Annotated in this window: 15 protein-coding genes and 1 pseudogene; 6 read left to right on the forward strand and 10 right to left on the reverse strand. The window is 72.0% G+C overall.

Translation table 11 applies throughout. The annotated features are described in order from the left end of the window. Positions 1 to 402: pseudogene (locus tag ACZ7JA_RS34305) on the forward strand (glucose-6-phosphate isomerase); the annotation flags it as partial. Positions 403 to 461: 59 nt separating this feature from the next. On the opposite strand, the gene ACZ7JA_RS34310 reads toward ACZ7JA_RS34305, so the two are convergent. The 4 genes from ACZ7JA_RS34310 to ACZ7JA_RS34325 are packed head-to-tail and all read right to left on the reverse strand — an operon-like array spanning position 462 to position 4,185. Beyond that, positions 462 to 2,744: an FtsX-like permease family protein gene (locus ACZ7JA_RS34310; RefSeq protein ID WP_470812304.1), complete on the reverse strand. Its 2,283-nt coding sequence runs from the start codon at positions 2,742 to 2,744 to the stop codon at positions 462 to 464. 3 nt (positions 2,745 to 2,747) lie between these two features. Then, positions 2,748 to 2,924 carry a hypothetical protein gene (locus ACZ7JA_RS34315; RefSeq protein WP_470812306.1) on the reverse strand — a complete coding sequence of 59 codons (177 nt, stop codon included), beginning with the start codon at positions 2,922 to 2,924 and terminating at the stop codon, positions 2,748 to 2,750. Further along, complete coding sequence (locus ACZ7JA_RS34320) at positions 2,924 to 3,712, reverse strand: ABC transporter ATP-binding protein (protein ID WP_393430195.1); 789 nt, start codon at positions 3,710 to 3,712, stop codon at positions 2,924 to 2,926. Before ACZ7JA_RS34320 ends, ACZ7JA_RS34315 begins: the two co-directional genes overlap by 1 nt. Next, a complete protein-coding gene (locus ACZ7JA_RS34325; protein ID WP_351669293.1) occupies positions 3,670 to 4,185 on the reverse strand; it encodes a PadR family transcriptional regulator in 516 nt (171 codons plus the stop codon). Before ACZ7JA_RS34325 ends, ACZ7JA_RS34320 begins: the two co-directional genes overlap by 43 nt. Before the next feature lie 305 nt (positions 4,186 to 4,490). On the opposite strand from ACZ7JA_RS34325, the gene ACZ7JA_RS34330 reads away from it, so the two are divergent. The 5 genes from ACZ7JA_RS34330 (at position 4,491) to ACZ7JA_RS34350 (ending at position 11,142) form a co-directional block, all read left to right on the forward strand. Then, on the forward strand, positions 4,491 to 5,762 hold the full coding sequence (locus ACZ7JA_RS34330) for an ABC transporter substrate-binding protein (protein ID WP_470812308.1): 1,272 nt from the start codon (positions 4,491 to 4,493) through the stop codon (positions 5,760 to 5,762). Positions 5,763 to 5,904: 142 nt separating this feature from the next. After that, on the forward strand, positions 5,905 to 7,566 hold the full coding sequence (locus tag ACZ7JA_RS34335; protein ID WP_389452824.1) for a glycoside hydrolase family 13 protein: 1,662 nt from the start codon (positions 5,905 to 5,907) through the stop codon (positions 7,564 to 7,566). Between the two features lie 48 nt (positions 7,567 to 7,614). Further along, positions 7,615 to 8,940 carry an ABC transporter substrate-binding protein gene (locus ACZ7JA_RS34340; RefSeq protein WP_351669288.1) on the forward strand — a complete coding sequence of 442 codons (1,326 nt, stop codon included), beginning with the start codon at positions 7,615 to 7,617 and terminating at the stop codon, positions 8,938 to 8,940. Positions 8,941 to 8,947: 7 nt separating this feature from the next. Continuing rightward, a complete protein-coding gene (locus tag ACZ7JA_RS34345) occupies positions 8,948 to 10,306 on the forward strand; it encodes an ABC transporter permease (RefSeq protein ID WP_393428732.1) in 1,359 nt (452 codons plus the stop codon). Next, positions 10,303 to 11,142: a carbohydrate ABC transporter permease gene (locus ACZ7JA_RS34350; RefSeq protein ID WP_351669286.1), complete on the forward strand. Its 840-nt coding sequence runs from the start codon at positions 10,303 to 10,305 to the stop codon at positions 11,140 to 11,142. The genes ACZ7JA_RS34345 and ACZ7JA_RS34350 overlap by 4 nt, the downstream gene beginning before the upstream one ends. A 72-nt stretch (positions 11,143 to 11,214) precedes the next feature. Here ACZ7JA_RS34350 and ACZ7JA_RS34355 read toward each other — a convergent pair whose 3' ends face one another. The 6 genes from ACZ7JA_RS34355 to tkt form a co-directional block, all read right to left on the reverse strand. Further along, positions 11,215 to 11,712, reverse strand: a complete 498-nt coding sequence (locus tag ACZ7JA_RS34355; protein WP_351669285.1) for a lamin tail domain-containing protein — start codon at positions 11,710 to 11,712, stop codon at positions 11,215 to 11,217. Between the two features lie 192 nt (positions 11,713 to 11,904). Then, positions 11,905 to 12,687 (reverse strand): 6-phosphogluconolactonase, encoded by a 783-nt coding sequence (pgl, locus tag ACZ7JA_RS34360; protein WP_351669284.1) that lies wholly within the window; start codon positions 12,685 to 12,687, stop codon positions 11,905 to 11,907. After that, positions 12,684 to 13,736 (reverse strand): glucose-6-phosphate dehydrogenase assembly protein OpcA, encoded by a 1,053-nt coding sequence (gene opcA, locus ACZ7JA_RS34365; protein WP_470812312.1) that lies wholly within the window; start codon positions 13,734 to 13,736, stop codon positions 12,684 to 12,686. Before opcA ends, pgl begins: the two co-directional genes overlap by 4 nt. Continuing rightward, positions 13,733 to 15,271: a glucose-6-phosphate dehydrogenase gene (zwf, locus tag ACZ7JA_RS34370; RefSeq protein ID WP_351669282.1), complete on the reverse strand. Its 1,539-nt coding sequence runs from the start codon at positions 15,269 to 15,271 to the stop codon at positions 13,733 to 13,735. Before zwf ends, opcA begins: the two co-directional genes overlap by 4 nt. Position 15,272: 1 nt before the next feature. Continuing rightward, complete coding sequence (tal, locus tag ACZ7JA_RS34375; RefSeq protein WP_351669281.1) at positions 15,273 to 16,391, reverse strand: transaldolase; 1,119 nt, start codon at positions 16,389 to 16,391, stop codon at positions 15,273 to 15,275. 33 nt (positions 16,392 to 16,424) lie between these two features. Then, positions 16,425 to 18,512 carry a transketolase gene (gene tkt, locus ACZ7JA_RS34380; protein WP_351669280.1) on the reverse strand — a complete coding sequence of 696 codons (2,088 nt, stop codon included), beginning with the start codon at positions 18,510 to 18,512 and terminating at the stop codon, positions 16,425 to 16,427. Positions 18,513 to 18,880: the final 368 nt, after the last annotated feature.

Below are 18,880 nucleotides of genomic sequence, written 5' to 3' on the forward strand. Positions count from 1 at the left end.
GGTGAACTGGAAGCCCAGCACGACCTGCTGATGGCGAACTTCTTCGCCCAGACCCAGGCGCTCGCCTTCGGCAAGACCGCCGACGAGGTCCGCGCGGAAGGTGTGCCGGAGGAACTCGTCCCGCACAAGACCTTCCCGGGCAACCGGCCGACGACCACCATCCTCGCCCGCGAGCTGACCCCGTCCGTGCTCGGCCAGCTCGTCGCCCTCTACGAGCACAAGGTGTTCGTGCAGGGCGCGGTGTGGAACATCGACTCCTTCGACCAGTGGGGCGTGGAGCTGGGCAAGGTCCTCGCCAAGCGGGTCGAACCGGCCCTGACCGAGGGCGCGGACGTGCCCGGCCTGGACGCCTCCACCCAGGCGCTGGTCGCCAAGTACCGGGAGCTGCGCGGCCGTAGCTGACCGCGGCGTGCGCCGGGCCGGAGGCGGGCGCCTTCGGCCCGGCGGACCGGCTCCGGCGCTCAGGCCACCGCGCTCAGCGTGTCCGCCTGCCGCCGCCGTGCCGCCCGGGCGGCGGGCAGCGCGGTCAGGGCGGCGGCCCCCAGCACGGCGCCCGCCGCCAGCGCGAGCAGCAGACCGGGCGGGGGCGACTGGGCGATTCCGGCGCCGATGCCGCTGGAGTCGCCCTGGGCGTCGATCAGCCGGTGCGCCAGCGGCAGCCCCAGCGCCGTTCCGGCGACCGCGGCCGCCAGCGCCGTACAGGTCGTCGCCGTGACGGTGATCGCACCGATCTGCCGCGGTGACATGCCGATCGCCCGCAGGGCCAGCACGTCCCGCTCGCCCTCCCGGACGCCGCCGCCGATCGCGGTGAGCAGCTCGACCAGACCGATGAGGGCGAGCACCGCGACCAGTCCGGCGACGACCGCGCGCAGCGGCGACAGGCCGTCGGCCGGGTTCGGCACGGCCGCCACGTCCAGGTGGCCGTGCCCGGCAGCGGCGAGGGCGGCCGCGACCCACTGCGGATCGGCGCCGGGGCGCAGCCGGAGCTGGTAGAACGCGGGGGACAGGGCGGGGTCGTTCTCGCGCAGGGTGTCCACGGAGGTCGTCACCACCCGGCCGGCGTTCTGCGGTTCGAGGCTGCGGCCCACGATGTGCAGGATCTGCGGCCGTTCGCCCACCGTCATCCGCACCCAGTCGCCGACCCGTACGTGCAGCAGGTCGAGCAGGCCCTGCCCGGCCACCGCCTCGTCCGGTCCGCGCGCGGCCCGGCCCTCGGCGAGCGCGTACGGATAGGGCCGGTCGTGGGTGCCGAGGCCGCGCAGGGCGATCGTCCCGGTCTGGCCGGGCACCAGCGCGGCCACCTCGACCCCCGGGTAGGCGGCGGCCACCCGGCGGTCGGCCGCCAGCACCGCGCGGACGTCCGCGTCGCCCAGGGAGCCGTCCGAACGGACCGCCAGCGCGGCCGGCAGGCCCACCCGCTCCGGGCTGCTGTGGAACCGGTCGATGGTGGTCCAGGCGCTGAGCGCCACCACGATCAGCGTCAGCGGCAGCGTCAGCCGGGCCACACCGGCCAGCGACCGGCCGCGGCCCGCGAACGCCTTGTGGCAGCCGAGCACGAGCGCCGCGGGCAGCCGCAGCCCCAGGGCGCCGCGCGCCAGGCCGGTCAGCCGGCCGCCCGCCGGGGCGGACGGGCGCGGCACCGGCACCGGCGGCACCCGGCCCGCCCGCCACGCCGCGAGCCCCGTCGTCAGGCCGATGAACAGCATCGCGCCCACGGGCACGGCGGACAGGGCGACGGTGTGCCCGGGCAGTGTCTGCCACACGCCCACCGCGTCGCCGAGCCGCCCCGGGACCCGCCTGCCGCACCCCTCGGTGAGCGCCGCCGCGGCCACCGCGCCGAGCGCCGCGTACGCCAGGTGCTGCAGCAGGAAGACCCGCACCACCTGCCCGGGCGTGAAGCCGATCGCCTTCAGCACCGAGATGTCCCGCAGATGGCCCCGTATGCGGGTGCCGATCGCGCCGTGCACGGCGAGTCCCGCGGCCACCAGGGCGCCCAGCCCGAACAGGCCGAGCACCTGGCCCAGCAGCCGGTTCTCGCCCTGCGCCGCGGCCCGCGCCTGCTGCCAGGTGGACACCTCGCCGACCGCGCCCGCGCCCAGCACGGTGACGGCGCGCTGCACCGCGTAGTCCGTGTCGGCCGGGTCGCCGAGGCGCAGCCCGGTCACCTGGCCTGCGGGGGCGCGCACGGCGGACGGCAGGGCCCAGACCAGGCCGGGCTGGGAACCCGGGCTGTATCCGGGCTCGGCGCTGTCCGCTATGCCCGCCACGGTGAGCGTCCGGGCGGTGCCGGGCAGCGTGAGGGTGTCGCCGGGCTCGGCCAGCAGCGCCCGGGCCAGCCGGCTCTCCAGGACCACGCCGTCCGGCCGTCCAGGGTCCAGCCAGTGGCCCGCGGTGAGCACCGGGCGGCCGACGGAGGGCGGCCGCGGGGTGCCGCGCAGCTCCACGGCGGCCCGGGTGCCGCGGCCGGCGACGGTGGCGGACTCGGTGGGGTAGGGGCCGGCGACGGACTCCACACCGTCCAGCCGGGCGAGCGCGCGGGCGTCGGCCGAGGCGGCGGTGTGGATCCACACATGGGCCCCGTGGGCCTGGGTGAAGGTGCGCTGCCAGGGGTTGGTGGCGTAGCCGAACAGGGCCGCGGCCAGCAGCAGGGAGGCGACGATGCCGGCGGTGGCGAGCGTGATGAACAGCGCCTCGCCGCGGTGCGTGCGCAGATCGGAGTGGGCCCAGCGCAGGGTGGCTCGCACGGCTCAGTCCCCGGTCCGGTGGCCGTACGGCCGGCGCGCGGTGAGCCGCCGGTACGCCGTCGGCCGGTGCGCCGTGCGCCGCCGGGCGACCGGTTCCCGGGCGGTCGGTTCGTGCACCGTCGGTCCCTGGGCGGTCGGTACGTGCGCCGCGGGTCCGTGGGCGGTCGTTCCGTGCGTCATCAGTCCCTCAGCTCCAGCACGCCCGCCGTGCCCGGCTTCCGGGACGGCGGCCCGTCCAGGACGGCGTCGTCGGCTATCCGGCCGTCGAAGAAGCTGATCACGCGGTCGGCGGCGCTGGCCAGCCGGGCGTCGTGGGTCACCAGGACGATGCTCTGCCCGCGTCCGTGGAAGCGGGACAGCAGCCGCATCACCTCGCGGGTGCCCTTGCTGTCCAGACTGCCCGCGGGCTCGTCGGCCAGCAGCAGCGGCGGATGGTTGACCAGGGCGCGGGCGAGCGCGACGCGCTGCTGCTCACCGCCGGAGAGCTCGCCGGGCATGCTGCGCTCCTTGCCCGCGAGACCCAGCTCGGCGAGGAGTTCCACGCGCTCGGCCCGGGCCCGCTTCGGGGGCACGCCGGCGAGCAGGGCGGGCAGCTCGACGTTGTCCGCGACCGACAGATTCGACACCAGGTTGAAGAACTGGAAGACGATCCCGATGGCCTTGCGGCGCTCCACCGCCCAGCGCGCCTCGCTGAAGGAGTCCGTGCACCGGCCGTCGAGCCAGATGCTGCCCTCGTCCGGCCGCTGCAGCCCGCCGAGCAGGTGCAGCAGCGTGGACTTGCCGGCCCCGGACGGCCCGGTGATCGCCACGAACTCGCCGCGCGCCACGCTCAGGCCGACCCCGCGCACGGCGTGCGCGGGCGCGCCCTCGCCGTGGTGGGTCTTCACCAGCCCCTCGGCGCGCAGCAGCGGAACGGAGCCGTCGTTCACTCCAGTCCCTCCAGTTCCTCCTGGCACCGCTCCAGCCAGTCGAGGTCGGCCTGCAGATGCAGCATCGCGCCCTCGATGAGCAGCTGGGCGATTCGGTTGTCCCGGCTCTCGGCCGCGGCCAGTTTCGACAGATCGCGCATGGTGTTGAGGTACTGGCGCCGCTGCCTGTTGATGAGTGCGACCTGGTCGGCGAGACCGGTCTGCGGGGCCAGCGCGAGCTTCATGAAGAACTCGTCCCGTACCCGCGGCTCGTCCTCGGTCTCCTCGAACCAGGCGTGCAGCGCCTCCCGCCCGGCGTCGGTGAGGTGGTAGACCTTCTTGTTGGGCCGGCTCGACTGCTCGACGTCCTCGCCCTCGATCAGTCCCGACTTCTCGAGGCGGCCGAGGGTCACGTAGATCTGGCCGACGTTCGGCTGAGGGTACGCGGAGCCCAGCAGTTGCTCAAGGCCCTGCTTCAGCTCGTACCCGTGGGCGGGACCGCGCGCGAGCAGTGCCAGGAGGGGCAGGCGCACTCGTGCTCTCCTCCTAGTCCGCGAATGTGCTCCAGGCCCACAGGGCCTGGCATCAATCTCACGTCTGCCCGGCGGCGTCTGGCACGCACGGTCGCCGCGTTGCCGAACCGTCCGCGTGGCTCCGCCACGAGGACGCTCCGGCGCCTTGCGATCGCACGCACCAGACGCCGCCGGGCCCGCCCTACGGGCGGACGACGTGAGATTGACGCCAGGCCCTAGTATCGCCCATACCTAACAGGTATACATGGCCTCTGACTCCGGGCGAGGGTGCCCGGAGCCGGGTGTACGTGTTCAGGGAGGAACCTATGCGGTGGATGCGCGCCGCCGGTAGGGGGCTCCTGGTTCTCGCCGTGGTCCTGTCCGGGTACGTGGCCTCCGGCGCCCGCGCCGGCGAAGCCGGAACCGGCGGGCGCGGGCCGCTCACCCTGGCCACCGCCGGCGACCTGACCGGTTACCTCGGCCCGCTGCTGCGGGGCTGGAACCGCACCCACCCCGGCGAGAAGGTGACCCTCGTCGAACTCCCGGACTCCGCCGACGAGACGTACGCGCAGATGACCACGGACCTGCGCGGCGGCGACCGGGGCCGGTTCGACGTCCTCAACATCGACGTCAACTGGACCGCCGAGTTCGCGGCGGCCGGCTGGATCCGCCCGCTGCCCGGCGACCGCTTCCCGCTGGGCGCCTTCCTGAAGCCGGTGGTGCGAACCGCCAGGTACGACGGGCGGCTGTACGCCGTCCCGTACGTCACCAACGCCGGGCTGCTGCTGTACCGCAAGGACGTCCTCGCCAAGGCCGGGGTGCCGCCGCCGCGCACCTGGGCCGAGCTGGAGCGCGACGCCAAGACCGTCGCGCCCAGGTACGGTCTGGACGGCTACGCGGGCCAGTTCCTGCCCTACGAGGGCCTCACGGTCAACGCGGCCGAGGCGGTCTACTCGGCGGGCGGCACCATCCTCGGCGACGAGGGCGCCCGCGTCACCGTGGACTCCGACGCCGCCCGTGAGGGCATCGGCTTCCTCGCCCGCGGTCTGCGCGAGGGCTGGATCCCCAAGGCGGCGCTGACGTACAAGGAGGAGGAGTCCAAGGAGGCCTTCCGGGACGGCCGGCTGCTCTTCCTGCGCAACTGGCCCTACGCCTACGCGGCCGCCTCGGCCCGGGGCTCCAAGGTCGCCGGCCGGGTCGGCGCCGTGCCGCTGCCCGGACCCGACGGGCCGGGCAAGAGCGTCCTCGGCGGATCCAACCTGGCCGTCAACACCCACGCGCGGCACCCTGATTCGGCCGCGCGCCTGATCGCCTACCTCACGAGCGAGCGCGTCCAGCGCCAGGTGCTGACGCGGGGCGCGCTGCCTCCCGTGCGCGCCGCCCTCTACGACGATCCGGCCCTGACCGCGCGGTTCCCCTATCTGCCGACCCTGCGCGCCGCCGTCCTGTCGGCCGAGCCGCGCCCCACGAGCCCGCACTACGACCAGGTCAGCCTGGTCGTCCAGGCCGTCGTGCACGACGCGCTGACCGGGCGGCAGACGCCCTCGGCTGCAGTGCGCCGGCTGGCGCGGGAACTCGACGCCGTCGCCGGCCGATAGCCGTCTCCTAGTTACTTGTTAGGTAACGCCGACATCTCAACTCTGCTCAGAATGCCCGAGTAGGTCCGTTTTTGCATACCCAACTCTCCAGAAGCGTTCGTTCTTTTCATTGACACCCTCGCGACACGCCTACCTAACATGCATGCATAACTGCTGCCCTTCACAGAGACAGGCCTCAGGGTTGAACAGGCATCATTGGTGGCGTGACGCGGTGATCTACCAGGTCTACGTCCGCAGCTTCCTCGACAGCACCGGCGACGGCGTCGGCGATCTGGCCGGCGTGCGCGCCGGACTGCCGTACCTGAAGAAGCTCGGCGTCGACGGGATCTGGCTCAGCCCGTTCTACCCCTCGCCCCAGCACGACCACGGCTACGACGTCGCCGACTACCGCGACGTCGACCCGCTCTTCGGCGACCTCGCCGAGTTCGACCAGCTGATGGCGGCCGCCCGGCGGCTCGGGATCAGGGTCTTGCTGGACATCGTCCCCAACCACTGCTCCAGCGAGCACCCGTGGTTCCGCGAGGCGCTCGCCTCGCCGCCCGGCAGCCCGGCCCGCGCCCGCTTCCACTTCGCCGACGGGCGCGGCCCCGACGGCGGCGAACCGCCCAACAACTGGCACGCCATGTTCGGCGGCCCGGCCTGGACCCGGGTCACCGAGGCGGACGGCCGGCCCGGCCAGTGGTACCTGCACATGTTCACGCCCGAACAGCCCGACTGGAACTGGCGGAACCCGCAGACGCCCGCCGAGTTCGACCGGACCCTGCGCTTCTGGCTCGACCGCGGCGTGGACGGCTTCCGCATCGACGTCGCCGCCGGACTGTTCAAGCACCCCGCACTGCCCGACTCGGACGACCCGGAGGCCGACGCCCGCACCCGCGACTCGGTCAACCCGCTGGCCTGGAACCAGCCCGAGGTGCACGACGTGTGGCGGCAGTGGCGGGCCACCTGCGAGGAGTACACCGCCCGCGACGGCCGCGAGCGCCTGCTGGTCGGCGAGGTCTCCGTGCCCACCGCCCGCGAACACGCCGAGTACGTCCGCCCCGACGAACTCCACCAGGCGTTCTTCTTCGACCTGCTCGGCGCCCCCTGGGACGCCGACGCCTTCCGCAAGGTCGTCTCCGAGGCCATGCAGGACATCGCCGGCACCGGCTCGACCGTCACCTGGGTCCTCAACAACCACGACCAGGTGCGCACCGTCACCCGCTACGGCGAACCCGCCACCGGCGGCAGCGGCCTCGGCCCCGCCCGCGCCCGGGCCGCCGCGCTGCTGATGCTGGCGCTGCCCGGAGCCGCGTACATCTACCAGGGCGAGGAACTGGGCCTGCCCGAGGTCGTCGACCTGCCCGACGACGTGCTCACGGACCCGATCTTCCGCCGCACCGGAAGCCGGGCCCGCATCCGCGACGGCTGCCGGGTGCCCCTGCCGTGGTCCGGGCAGGCCTCCCCGTTCGGCTTCACCTCCGGCGCGGAGAGCGCCAAGCCCTGGCTGCCGCAGCCGGAGTACTTCGCCGAGTACGCCACCGACCGCGCCCTCGCCGACACCCGCTCCTTCTGGCACCTGTACCGCGACGGCCTGCAACTGCGTTCCTCACTGCCCCAGTTGGGCGAGGGCACGCTGCGCTGGCTGGACACCCCGCCGGGCGTCCTCGGGTTCGTCCGCGGCGACGGCCTGGTCTGCGCCGTCAACTTCACCACCGCGCCCACGCCCGCACCGGCCGCCGGCACACCCCTGCTGTCCAGCGGGCCCTGCCCGGCCGGGGTGCTGCCCGGCTCGACGGCCGCCTGGTGGCTCACCGACCTCTGACCTCCCCCGCTCCACGTCAACTCCCACCCTCCCGAAGGGACATCAACGATGATGCGACGACGTACCACCCTGCTCACCGGCTGCACCGCCCTCGCCCTGGCGCTCGGCGCGACCGCCTGCGGCGGCGGCCCCGTCTCGGCCGGCGGCGGCGACAAGGCGCTCAGCGGCCAGACGGTCACCGTGGCCGGCGTCTGGTCCGGCAGCGAACAGAAGAACTTCCAGAAGGTGCTGGACGCCTTCACCGCGAAGACCGGCGCCAAGACCCAGTTCGTCTCCACCGGCGACAACGTCTCCACGGTCGTCGGCAGCAAGATCGAGGGCGGCAACGCGCCCGACGTGGTGATGGTCCCGCAGGTCGGCGTGCTCCAGCAGTTCGCGAAGAAGGGCTGGCTGAAGCCGCTGTCCGCCGCCACGGGCAAGTCCGTGGACGCCGGCTACGCGCCCGTGTGGAAGAAGTACGGCAGCGTCGACGGCACCCTCTACGGCCTCTACTTCAAGGCCGCCCACAAGTCGACCGTCTGGTACAGCCCCGAAGCCCTCGCCCAGGCCGGGGTGAAGCCGCCGAAGACGTACGACGAGATGCTCAAGGCCGGGCACACCGTCTCCGACTCCGGGCTCGCCGCCTTCGCCGTCGCCGGCCAGGACGGCTGGACCCTCACCGACTGGTTCGAGAACATCTACCTCTCCCAGGCCGGGCCCGGGAAGTACGACGCCCTCGCCGCGCACAAGCTGAAGTGGACCGACGCCTCCGTCGTCCAGGCGCTCGGCACCCTCGGCAAGCTGTTCAAGGACAAGCAGCTCGTCGCGGGCGGCCAGAAGGGCGCCCTCAACACCGACTTCCCGGGCTCGGTGGAGAAGGTGTTCGGGCCCAAGCCGCAGGCCGGCCTGGTCTACGAGGGAGACTTCGTCGCCGGCGTCGCCCACGACCAGTTCCAGCGGACCATCGGCAAGGACGCCGACTTCTTCCCGTTCCCGGCGGTCGGCGGCGGCAAGGCGCCGGTGGTCAGCGGCGGCGACGCGGCCGTCGTCCTCAAGGACGGCAAGAACGCCAAGGCCGGCATGAAGCTCCTGGAGTACCTCGCGACCCCCGAGGCTGCGGCCGTGTGGGCGAAGGCGGGCGGCTTCCTGTCCCCGAACAAGAAGCTCGACCTCGCCTCCTACGGCGACGACGTCACCCGCGCCACCGCCAAGTCCCTCGTCGGCGCCGGCGACTCCGTCCGCTTCGACATGTCCGACCAGGCGCCGGCCGCCTTCGGCGGCACCAAGGGCACCGGCGAGTGGAAGCTCCTGCAGGACTTCCTGCGCGACCCGTCCGACCCGAAGGGGACCGCGGCGAAGCTCGAGGCCGCCGCGGCCAAGGCCTACCAGGACTGACGGGCCGATGACCGCCACCGCACTCGTGTCCAAGGAGGCGGCCCCGCGCGCCGCCGGCGCGGCTCGCAGGCGCCGCGGCCGGCGGCGGGCCCGGACCGTCGCCCTGCTCTTCGTCTTCCCCGCCCTGCTCCTGCTCGGCGCGCTCGTCGTCTACCCGGTGCTGTTCTCCGTCGGCCGCAGCTTCTTCGACGCGTCCGGCACCCGGTTCGTCGGCGGCGGCAACTACACCGAGATGTTCCACGACCCGGCGACCCTGAAGGCCATCCGCAACACCACCATCTGGGTGGTCGTCGCCCCCGCCCTGCTGACCGGCCTCGGTCTGATCCTGGCCGTCCTGGTGGAGAAGGTGCGCTGGGCCACGGCGTTCAAGCTGCTGCTGTTCATGCCGATGGCGGTCTCCTTCCTCGCCGCCGGCATCATCTTCCGGCTCGCCTACGACGAGGACCCGGACAAGGGCGTCCTCGACGCCGCCGTGGTCTCCGTGCACGACGCCTTCAAGGGCACCTCGTCGTATCCGACGGCGCGGGGCCGCGACGGCCTGCTGGACCGGGGCCGCGACGGGGCCTACCTCAGCCACGCGGCCGCCTCCCCGGGCGACTCGGTCACGCTGCCCATGGTCGGCGTGCTGCCCGGGGACCTGCCGCGCGACGCCGCGCCCGCCCGGCCGGCGGCGCGGCGCGGCGCCGCCGCCGGTGAACTGCGCGGCGTCGTCTACCTGGACTTCACGCCCGGCGGGGGAGGGAAGCAGGGCCGGGTCGACCCGGAGGAGAGCGGCCTGCCCGGCATGAAGGTCGAGGCGCTGCGCGACGGCAGGACGGTCGCGAGCACCACGTCCTCCTCCGACGGCTCGTTCCGCTTCACCGGACTCCCCGAGGGCTCGTACACGGTGAAGCTGCCCGCGTCCAACTTCGCGCCGCCCTACCAGGGCGTCTCCTGGCTCGGCCCGACGCTGGTCACCCCGGCGATCATCGGCGCCTACCTGTGGATCTGGACGGGCTTCGCGATGGTGCTGATCGGCGCGGGTCTGTCCAGCCTGCCCCGGGACGCGCTGGAGGCGGCACGGATGGACGGCGCGAACGAGTGGCAGATCTTCCGCCGCATCACCGTGCCGCTGCTCGCCCCCGTGCTGACGGTCGTCTTCGTCACCCTCGTGATCAACGTGATGAAGGTGTTCGACCTCGTCTACATCATCGCGCCGGGACCGGTGCAGGAGGACGCCACCGTGCTCGCGACCCAGATGTGGCTCGTGTCGTTCGGCGGCGGCAACAACCAGGGGCTGGGCAGCGCCCTCGGTGTGCTGCTGCTCCTGCTGGTGATCCCCGCGATGGTCTTCAACGTCCGCCGCTTCCGAAGGAGTCAGCGATGAACGCGGTCAGGCGCGGCCTGGGCAACGGCCTGGTCCAGGCGTTCCTCGTGGTGATCGGCCTGGTCTGGGTGACCCCGCTCGCCGGACTGTTCCTGTCCTCCCTGCGCTCGGCCCGGGACACGGCGAAGGGCGGCTGGTGGACGGCGCTGGCCAGTCCGGGGCAGCTGTCCTTCGACAACTACGCGGCCCTGCTGAAGAACGCCGGCATCACCCAGGCCTTCTGGAACACGGTGCTGATATCGGTGCCGACGACCGTCCTGGTCGTCGTCATCGCGGCCCTCGCCGGATACGCCTTCGCCTGGCTGGACTTCCCCCTGCGGGAGCCGCTGTTCCTGCTGGTGGTGGCCCTGCTGGTGGTGCCGGTGCAGATCGGACTGCTGCCGGTGGCCAAACTCTTCGGTCAGCTCGGCCTGTTCGGCACGATCCCCGGCGTCGTCCTCTTCCACGTCGCCTACGGCCTGCCCTTCGCCGTGTTCCTCCTGCGCAACTACTTCGCGGAGATGCCGAAGGAGATGCTGGAGGCGGCACGGATGGACGGCGGCAGCGAATGGCGCATCTTCACCCGCCTGATCCTGCCGGTGGGGCGCCCCGCCATCGCCTCGCTCGCCATCTTCCAGTTCCTGTGGGTCTGGAACGACATGCTGGTGGCGCTCCTCTTCGCCGACAGCTCCTCCCAGCCCCTGACCGTCCAGCTCCAGTCCCAGATCCGCCAGTTCGGCAGCAACATCGACGTCCTGGCCCCGGGCGCCTTCCTGTCCCTGATAGTCCCCGTGATCGTCTTCTTCGCCTTCCAGCGGCACTTCGTCCAGGGCGTGATGGCGGGCTCGGTCAAGTGACCCCACCTGACGGGGACGACGGAGGCGGCCGGCGACCCGGCCGCCTCCGTCGTGTGCGGATCCGCCCCGGCGTCAGCCGTGGAAGGTGATGTAGCCGTTGCCGTCGCGGTCGTTGGCGGACTTGGTGTAGGCGTGGGTGTCCGCGTGGGCGCCGGAGGACTTGTACAGGCGGATGGTGTCCTTGTCGTTGTTCCAGATGAAGTTGCAGTTCTGGCGGTAGACGACGTTCCTGGCGTCCGAGTCGGTGCCGTGGCCGCCGCGCAGCTTCACGTAGTCGCCGGGCTCGAGGTAGTGGTTCCTGGAGAAGACGAACTTGTTGCTGCTGGTGCTGTCCCTGACCACGTAACCCTTGAGGTTGACGGTCGCGGTGCGCGAGTAGTTCTTGATCGTCACGTACTCGCTCTTGGTGTTGCCCGAGGTGCAGCTGTTGGAGTCCCGCCCCGGGGCGTCGTACTGAACGCCCTTGATCTTCAGGGCGGAGGAGTACTCGGCGGCCTGGGCCGGGGCCGCGACGGTGACGGCGAGCGCTCCGGCCGAGACGGCAGCGGCCAGCGCGAAACGTATACGCATGAGGTCCCCCCTCAATCGTGCGAGTGATGCGCCAGGAGCTTACACAAAAGATGAGGGTTACATGTACGTATGATGATGGAAGTGTGAAGAATCCGGCTGAGGGGGAGTCGGTCCGCGGCAACGCGAAGGGGGCGGCGGGGAGTTGATCCTCCCTGCCGCCCCCGTCCGTCATGTGTCACGGGAGGGTGAGCCTCACGGTGACGCCGGCGGATACAGCGAGCGCGGCAACTGCGAGGCCGCCGCGGCGTCCAGCAGCCACAGCGTCCGCGAACGTCCGCGGGCGCCCGCCGCGGGAGCCTGCACCTCGCCCGCGCCCGACAGGGCGATGGCCACCGCCTGGGCCTTGTCCTCACCGGCCGCGAGCAGCCAGACCTCGCGGGCCGAGCGGATCGCGGGCAGGGTCAGCGAGACCCGGGTCGGCGGCGGCTTGGGCGCGCCGTGCACGCCCACCACCGTGCGCTCCGTCTCGCGGACCGCGGGCAATTCAGGGAAGAGCGAGGCCACGTGGGTGTCCGGTCCGACGCCCAGCATCAGCACGTCGAAGGACGGCACCGGGCCGTGGTTCTCCGGCCCGGCCGCCTTGGCCAGTTCCGCCGCGTAGGCCTCCGCCGCCGCCTCCACGTCCGTACCGTGCGGACCGTCGGACGCGGGCATGGCGTGCACGCGCTCCGGGTCCAGCGGAACCGCGTCCAGCAGGGCCTCGCGGGCCTGCGTGACATTGCGCTCCGGATCGCCCTCGGGCAGATAGCGTTCGTCGCCCCACCACAGGTCGAGGCGGCCCCAGTCGATGGCGTCCCGGGCCGGCGCCGCCGCCAGCGCGGCCAGCAGGCCGTTGCCGTTGCGGCCGCCGGTCAGGACCACGGACGCGCTGCCCCGGGAGGCCTGCGCGTCCACGATCCGGGTGATCAGGCGGGCCGCGGCGGCCTGCGCCATCAGTTCCTTGTCGTGGTGCACGACCAGCTGCGGAGTGCTCACTTGGACGTCGCCTTCTTCGCCGGGGCCTTCCTCGCGGCCGCCTTCTTCGCGGGCGCCTTCGCGGCCTCCTTCGCCGGTTCGGCCTCCGGCTCGGCCGCCGCAGGCTCCGCCGCCGGCCCAGGCACGGTGTTCAGCCGCTCCACGCCGTAGGCAAGCGCCGAGGCGTAGGTGTCGTCCGGGTCGAGCCGCCGCAGTTCCTCCGCGATCAGCTCCGCGGTGTCCCGCCGCTTCAGCGCCACCGCGCGGGCCGGCTGGCCCTCGATGGACAGGGTCGCCAGCGAGCCGTCCGCCCGGTCCAGCGTGATGGGGCCCTCGCTGGTCTCCATCCGCACGGCCGTGAGGCCCGGACCCGCGGACGGCGAGCGCCGGACGGGGACGTCCAGCCGGTCCGCGAGCCACATCGCCAGCAGCTCGCAGCTCGGGTTGAACTCCTCGCCCTCCACCTCGACGGCCTTCACCTCGCACACCACCTGGTCCAGGGCCGCCGCGAGCATCGAGCGCCACGGCGTGATCCGGGTCCAGGACAGGTCGGTGTCGCCGGGCGCGTAGGTCTCCGCACGGGCGGACAGCTCCCGCACCGGGTGCTCGGCGGCATAGGTGTCGGTCACCCGGCGCTGGGCCAGCGCGCCCAGCGGGTCGCCCGCCGGGTCCAGCGGCGCGTTCACCGGCCACCAGACGACCACCGGGGCGTCGGGCAGCAGCAGCGGCAGCACCACCGAGTCGGCCTGCTCGGACACCTCGCCGTACAGCCGCAGGACGACCGTCTCGCCGGTGCCCGCCTCGGCGCCCACCCGCACCTCGGCGTCGAGTCGCGAGGACGTGCGGTCGCGCGGGGAGCGCGAGACCCGCTTGATGACCACCAGGGTGCGCGAGGGGTGCTCGCGCGAGGCGTCGTTGGCGGCCTTCAGGGCGTCGTAGGCGTTCTCCTCGTCGGTGACGATGACCAGGGTCAGCACCATGCCGACGGCGGGGGTGCCGATGGCCCGGCGGCCCCGGACGAGCGCCTTGTTGATCGCGCCGGCGGTGGTGCCGGTCAGGTCTATCTTCATGGCCGGCGCCAGCTCCGTCCGTCTCGTGCGAGCATCTCGTCCGCCTCGACGGGCCCCCAGGTGCCCGACTTGTACTGCGCGGGCCTGCCGTGCCGGTCCCAGTACTCCTCGATCGGGTCGAGGATCTTCCAGGACAGCTCGACCTCCTCCGTGCGCGGGAACAGGTTGGCGTCGCCGAGCAGCACGTCCAGGATGAGCCGCTCGTACGCCTCCGGGCTGGACTCCGTGAACGACTCGCCGTAGGCGAAGTCCATGGACACGTCCCGGATCTCCATCGAGGTGCCCGGCACCTTGGAGCCGAAGCGCACCGTGATGCCCTCGTCCGGCTGCACGCGGATGACGACCGCGTTCGAGCCGAGCTCCTCCGTCGCCGTGTGGTCGAAGGGGGAGTGAGGGGCCCGCTGGAAGACCACCGCGATCTCGGTGACCCGGCGGCCGAGGCGCTTGCCGGTGCGCAGGTAGAAGGGGACGCCCGCCCAGCGGCGGTTGTCTATCCCCAGCTTGATCGCGGCGAAGGTGTCGGTCTTCGACTTGCCGTCGATGCCGTCCTCTTCGAGGTACCCGATGACCTTCTCGCCGCCCTGCCAGCCCGCCGCGTACTGCCCGCGCACGGTGCTGCGGCCCAGGTCCTTCGGCAGCCGGACGGCGCCGAGCACCTTGGTCTTCTCCGCCGCCAGCGCGTCCGCGTCGAAGGAGGCGGGCTCCTCCATGGCCGTGAGGGCCATGAGCTGCAGCAGGTGGTTCTGGATGACGTCACGGGCGGCGCCGATGCCGTCGTAGTAGCCGGCGCGGCCGCCGACGCCGATGTCCTCGGCCATCGTGATCTGCACGTGGTCCACGAAGGACCGGTTCCAGATCGGCTCGAACATCGTGTTGGCGAAGCGCAGCGCCAGGATGTTCTGGACGGTCTCCTTGCCGAGGTAGTGGTCGATCCGGAACACCTGGTCCGGCTCGAACACCTCGTGCACGACCTTGTTCAGCTCCTCGGCCGACTTCAGGTCGTGTCCGAACGGCTTCTCGATGACCGCGCGCCGCCAGGAACCCGAGGACTGGTCGGTCAGACCGTGCTTCTTGAGCTGCTGGATGACCACCGGGAAGGAGCGCGGCGGCACCGACAGGTAGAAGGCGAAGTTGCCGCCCGTGCCCTGGGCCTTGTCCAGCTCCTCGATGGTGCCGCGCAGCCGCTCGAAGGCGTCGTCGTCGTCGAAGGTGCCCTGGACGAACCGCATCCCCTGGATGAGCTGCTGCCAGACCTCCTCGCGGAACGGGGTCCGGGCGTGCTCCTTGACGGCGTCGTGGACCTCGGCCGCGAAGTCCTCGTGCGCCCACTCGCGCCGGGCGAAGCCCACCAGCGAGAAGCCCGGCGGCAGCAGACCCCGGTTGGCGAGGTCGTACACCGCGGGCATCAGCTTCTTGCGGGACAGGTCGCCCGTGACGCCGAAGATCACCAGGCCCGACGGCCCCGCGATGCGCGGGAGCCGTCGGTCGGCGGGATCACGGAGCGGGTTCGCTCCGGAACCGGTGAGGCGTGACAACTCAGCCCTCCGAGGGGGCGAGGCGCTCGAGCTCCGCCTGGGTCGACTTCAGCAGGTCGTTCCAGGACGCCTCGAACTTGTCGACGCCCTCGTCCTCCAGCAGCCGCACGACGTCGTCGTAGGCGATCCCGAGCCGCTCCAGCGCGTCCAGGTCGGCACGCGCCTGCTCGTAGGTGCCGGCGACGGTGTCGCCGCGGATCTCGCCGTGGTCCTCGACGGCCTCCAGCGTGGCCTCCGGCATGGTGTTGACCGTGTTCGGCGCGACCAGCTCGGTGACGTACATGGTGTCCTGGTACGCCGGGTCCTTCACGCCGGTCGACGCCCACAGCGGACGCTGCCGGTTGGCGCCGGCGTTCTCCAGCGCGCTCCAGCGCTCCGAGCCGAACACCTCCTCGTACGCCTGGTAGGCGAGCCGGGCGTTGGCGACGGCGGCCTTGCCGCGCAGCGCCTTGGCCTCGTCGGTGCCGAGGGCGTCCAGACGCTTGTCGATCTCGGTGTCCACACGGGACACGAAGAACGACGCCACGGAGTGGATCTTCGACAGGTCCAGGCCGCGCTCCTTGGCCTTCTCCAGGCCGGAGAGGTAGGCGTCCATGACCTTGCGGTAGCGCTCCAGCGAGAAGATCAGCGTGACGTTCACGCTGATGCCGTTGCCGATCGTCTCGGCGATCGCCGGCAGGCCCGCCTCGGTGGCCGGGATCTTGATCAGCGTGTTGGGGCGGTCCACCAGCCAGGCGAGCTGCTTGGCCTCGGCGGCGGTCGCCTTGGTGTTGTGCGCCAGGCGCGGGTCGACCTCGATGGAGACCCGGCCGTCCTGGCCGTTCGTGGCCTCGAAGACCGGGTGCAGGATGTCGGCGGCGTCGCGGACGTCCGCCGTGGTGATCATGCGGATGGCCTCTTCGACGGTGACCTTGCGGGCGGCGAGGTCCGACAGCTGCTGGTCGTAGCCGTCACCCTGCGAGATCGCCTTCTGGAAGATCGTCGGGTTGGTGGTGACGCCCACGACGTGCTGCTGGTCGATCAGCTCGGCGAGGTTGCCGGACGTGATCCGCTTGCGCGACAGGTCGTCCAGCCAGATCGCCACGCCCTCTTCGGAGAGGCGCTTCAGTGCGTCTGTCATGGAATTACATCTCCTACGTGTCGTATATGAGCGTCAGCGCTGGGCGGCGGCCAGGGATTCCCGGGCCTTGGCGGCCACGTTCTCGGCGGTGAAGCCGAACTCGCGGAAGAGCACCTTGCCGTCGGCGGAAGCACCGAAGTGCTCCAGCGAAACGATGCGGCCGGCGTCCCCGACGTACTTGTGCCAGGTCAGGCCGATGCCGGCCTCCACGGCGACACGGGCCTTCACGGACGGCGGCAGCACGGAGTCCCGGTACCCCTGGTCCTGCTCCTCGAACCACTCCACGGACGGCATGGACACGACCCGGGTGGGCACGCCCTCGGCCTGCAGCTCCTCACGCGCCTCCACGGCCACGTGCACCTCGGAGCCGGTGGCGATCAGGACGACCTGCGGCTCGCCGCCGTCGGCCTCCATCAGGACGTAACCGCCGCGCGCGGCCTCGTCGTTGGGCTCGTAGATCGGCACGCCCTGCCGGGTGAGCACCAGGCCGTGCGGCTGCCCCTTGCCGAACTCCTTGGTGTAGCGCTTGAGGATCTCGCGCCAGGCGATCGCGGTCTCGTTGGCGTCCGCCGGGCGGACGACGTTCAGGCCCGGGATCGCGCGCAGCGAGGCGATGTGCTCGACCGGCTGGTGGGTCGGGCCGTCCTCGCCTAGGCCGATGGAGTCGTGCGTCCACACGTAGGTCACCGGCAGGTGCATCAGGGCCGACAGCCGCACCGCGTTGCGCATGTAGTCGGAGAACACCAGGAAGGTGCCGCCGTAGACGCGGGTGTTGCCGTGCAGGGTGATGCCGTTCATCTCCGCGGCCATGGAGTGCTCGCGGATGCCGAAGTGGATCGTGCGGCCGTACGGGTTCGCCTCCGGCAGCGGGTTGCCCGCCGGCAGGAAGGAGCTGTCCTTGTCGATGGTGGTGTTGTTCGACCCGGCGAGGTCGGCGGAACCGCCCCACAGCTCGGGGATCACCGCGCCGAGGGCCTGCAGCACCTTGCCGGAGGCGGCACGCGTCGCGATGCCCTTGCCCGGCTCGAAGACCGGGAGCTTCTGCTCCCAGCCGGCCGGCAGCTCGCCCTTGGCGATGCGGTCGAAGTCGGCGGCGCGCTCGGCGTTGCCGTCCCGCCACACCTGCAGCGACTTCTCCCACTCGGCCTTCGCCTGCGCCCCGCGCTCCAGCGCCCTGCGGGTGTGGGCGAGGACCTCGTCGGCGACCTCGAAGCTGCGCTCCGGGTCGAAGCCGAGGACGCGCTTGGTCGCCGCGACCTCGTCGTCGCCGAGCGCCGAGCCGTGGGCGGCCTCGGTGTTCTGCGCGTTCGGGGCCGGCCAGGCGATGATCGAGCGCATCGCGATGAAGGACGGCCGGTCGGTGACCTGCTTCGCGGCCTCGACGGCGTCGTAGAGCGCGTGCGGGTCGAGATCGCCGTCCGGCTTCGGGGCGACCCGCTGCACGTGCCAGCCGTAGGCCTCGTAGCGCTTGACGGTGTCCTCGGAGACGGCGGTCTCGGTGTCGCCCTCGATCGAGATGTGGTTGTCGTCCCACAGCAGGATGAGGTTGCCGAGCTTCTGGTGGCCGGCCAGCGAGGACGCCTCGGCCGAGATGCCCTCCTGGAGGCAGCCGTCACCGGCGATGCAGTAGATGTAGTGGTCGAAGGGCGACTCGCCCGGCGCGGCCTCGGGGTCGAACAGCCCGCGCTCGTAGCGGGAGGCCATCGCCATGCCCACCGCGTTGGCCACACCCTGGCCCAGCGGGCCGGTCGTGGTCTCCACGCCCTTGGTGTGTCCGTACTCGGGGTGGCCCGGGGTCTTCGAGCCCCAGGTGCGGAAGGACTCCAGGTCCTCCAGCTCCAGGCCGAAGCCGGCCAGGTAGAGCTGTGTGTAGAGGGTCAGGGACGAGTGGCCGGCGGACAGCACGAAGCGGTCGCGGCCGACCCACTCCGGGTCGGCCGGGTCGTGCCGCATCACCTTCTGGAAGAGGGTGTATGCGGCCGGGGCCAGGCTCATCGCCGTACCGGGATGGCCGTTGCCGACCTTCTGTACGGCGTCGGCGGCCAGGACCCGGGCGGTGTCCACGGCCCGCTGGTCCAGCTCGGTCCACTCAAGGTCTGTGGTGGTCGGCTTGGTGCTCACCCTGGGTCAGGGCTCCTCTCCACATGTCGGACGCCGGCCCTGGGGGCGTGCCCCCTCCCGGCCGCCGGTGCGCACTGCCTGCACACCGGCCGTCACGAGCCTACCCCCGTAAGGACGTGCGTTTTTTCGAGTCATTACAGACTGCCGGGACTCTTGGACATCCGCCTCCCGACTGGCCGACAGCGCATTTGGCAGATGAATACGGAGCCGCTCATCCGACTGCTCAATCGAGCCCCACCGCACCTCGGACGCGCGGCCGGCCAACACGACCCCACCCCCGCTGAGGCCGGGGTCTGGGCAACGTCTAAAGTGGCGTGGTACGCGCGAGCCCTTACCCGGCCTTCAAAGAGGGGAGGCTCGCTGGGAGT

This window comes from Streptomyces sp. NPDC038135 (assembly GCF_055601245.1).

Bases quoted from the DNA above. Each gene is read 5' to 3' on its own strand.
- ACZ7JA_RS34315 (WP_470812306.1), bottom strand. From the start codon at position 2,924: ATGACGCACGGAACGACCGCCCACGGACCCGCGGCGCACGTACCGACC.
- ACZ7JA_RS34330 (WP_470812308.1), top strand. From the start codon at position 4,491: ATGCGGTGGATGCGCGCCGCCGGTAGGGGGCTCCTGGTTCTCGCCGTG.
- ACZ7JA_RS34335 (WP_389452824.1), top strand. From the start codon at position 5,905: ATGCATAACTGCTGCCCTTCACAGAGACAGGCCTCAGGGTTGAACAGG.
- ACZ7JA_RS34340 (WP_351669288.1), top strand. From the start codon at position 7,615: ATGATGCGACGACGTACCACCCTGCTCACCGGCTGCACCGCCCTCGCC.
- ACZ7JA_RS34345 (WP_393428732.1), top strand. From the start codon at position 8,948: ATGACCGCCACCGCACTCGTGTCCAAGGAGGCGGCCCCGCGCGCCGCC.
- ACZ7JA_RS34350 (WP_351669286.1), top strand. From the start codon at position 10,303: ATGAACGCGGTCAGGCGCGGCCTGGGCAACGGCCTGGTCCAGGCGTTC.
- ACZ7JA_RS34355 (WP_351669285.1), bottom strand. From the start codon at position 11,712: ATGCGTATACGTTTCGCGCTGGCCGCTGCCGTCTCGGCCGGAGCGCTC.
- opcA (WP_470812312.1), bottom strand. From the start codon at position 13,736: ATGAAGATAGACCTGACCGGCACCACCGCCGGCGCGATCAACAAGGCG.
- tal (WP_351669281.1), bottom strand. From the start codon at position 16,391: ATGACAGACGCACTGAAGCGCCTCTCCGAAGAGGGCGTGGCGATCTGG.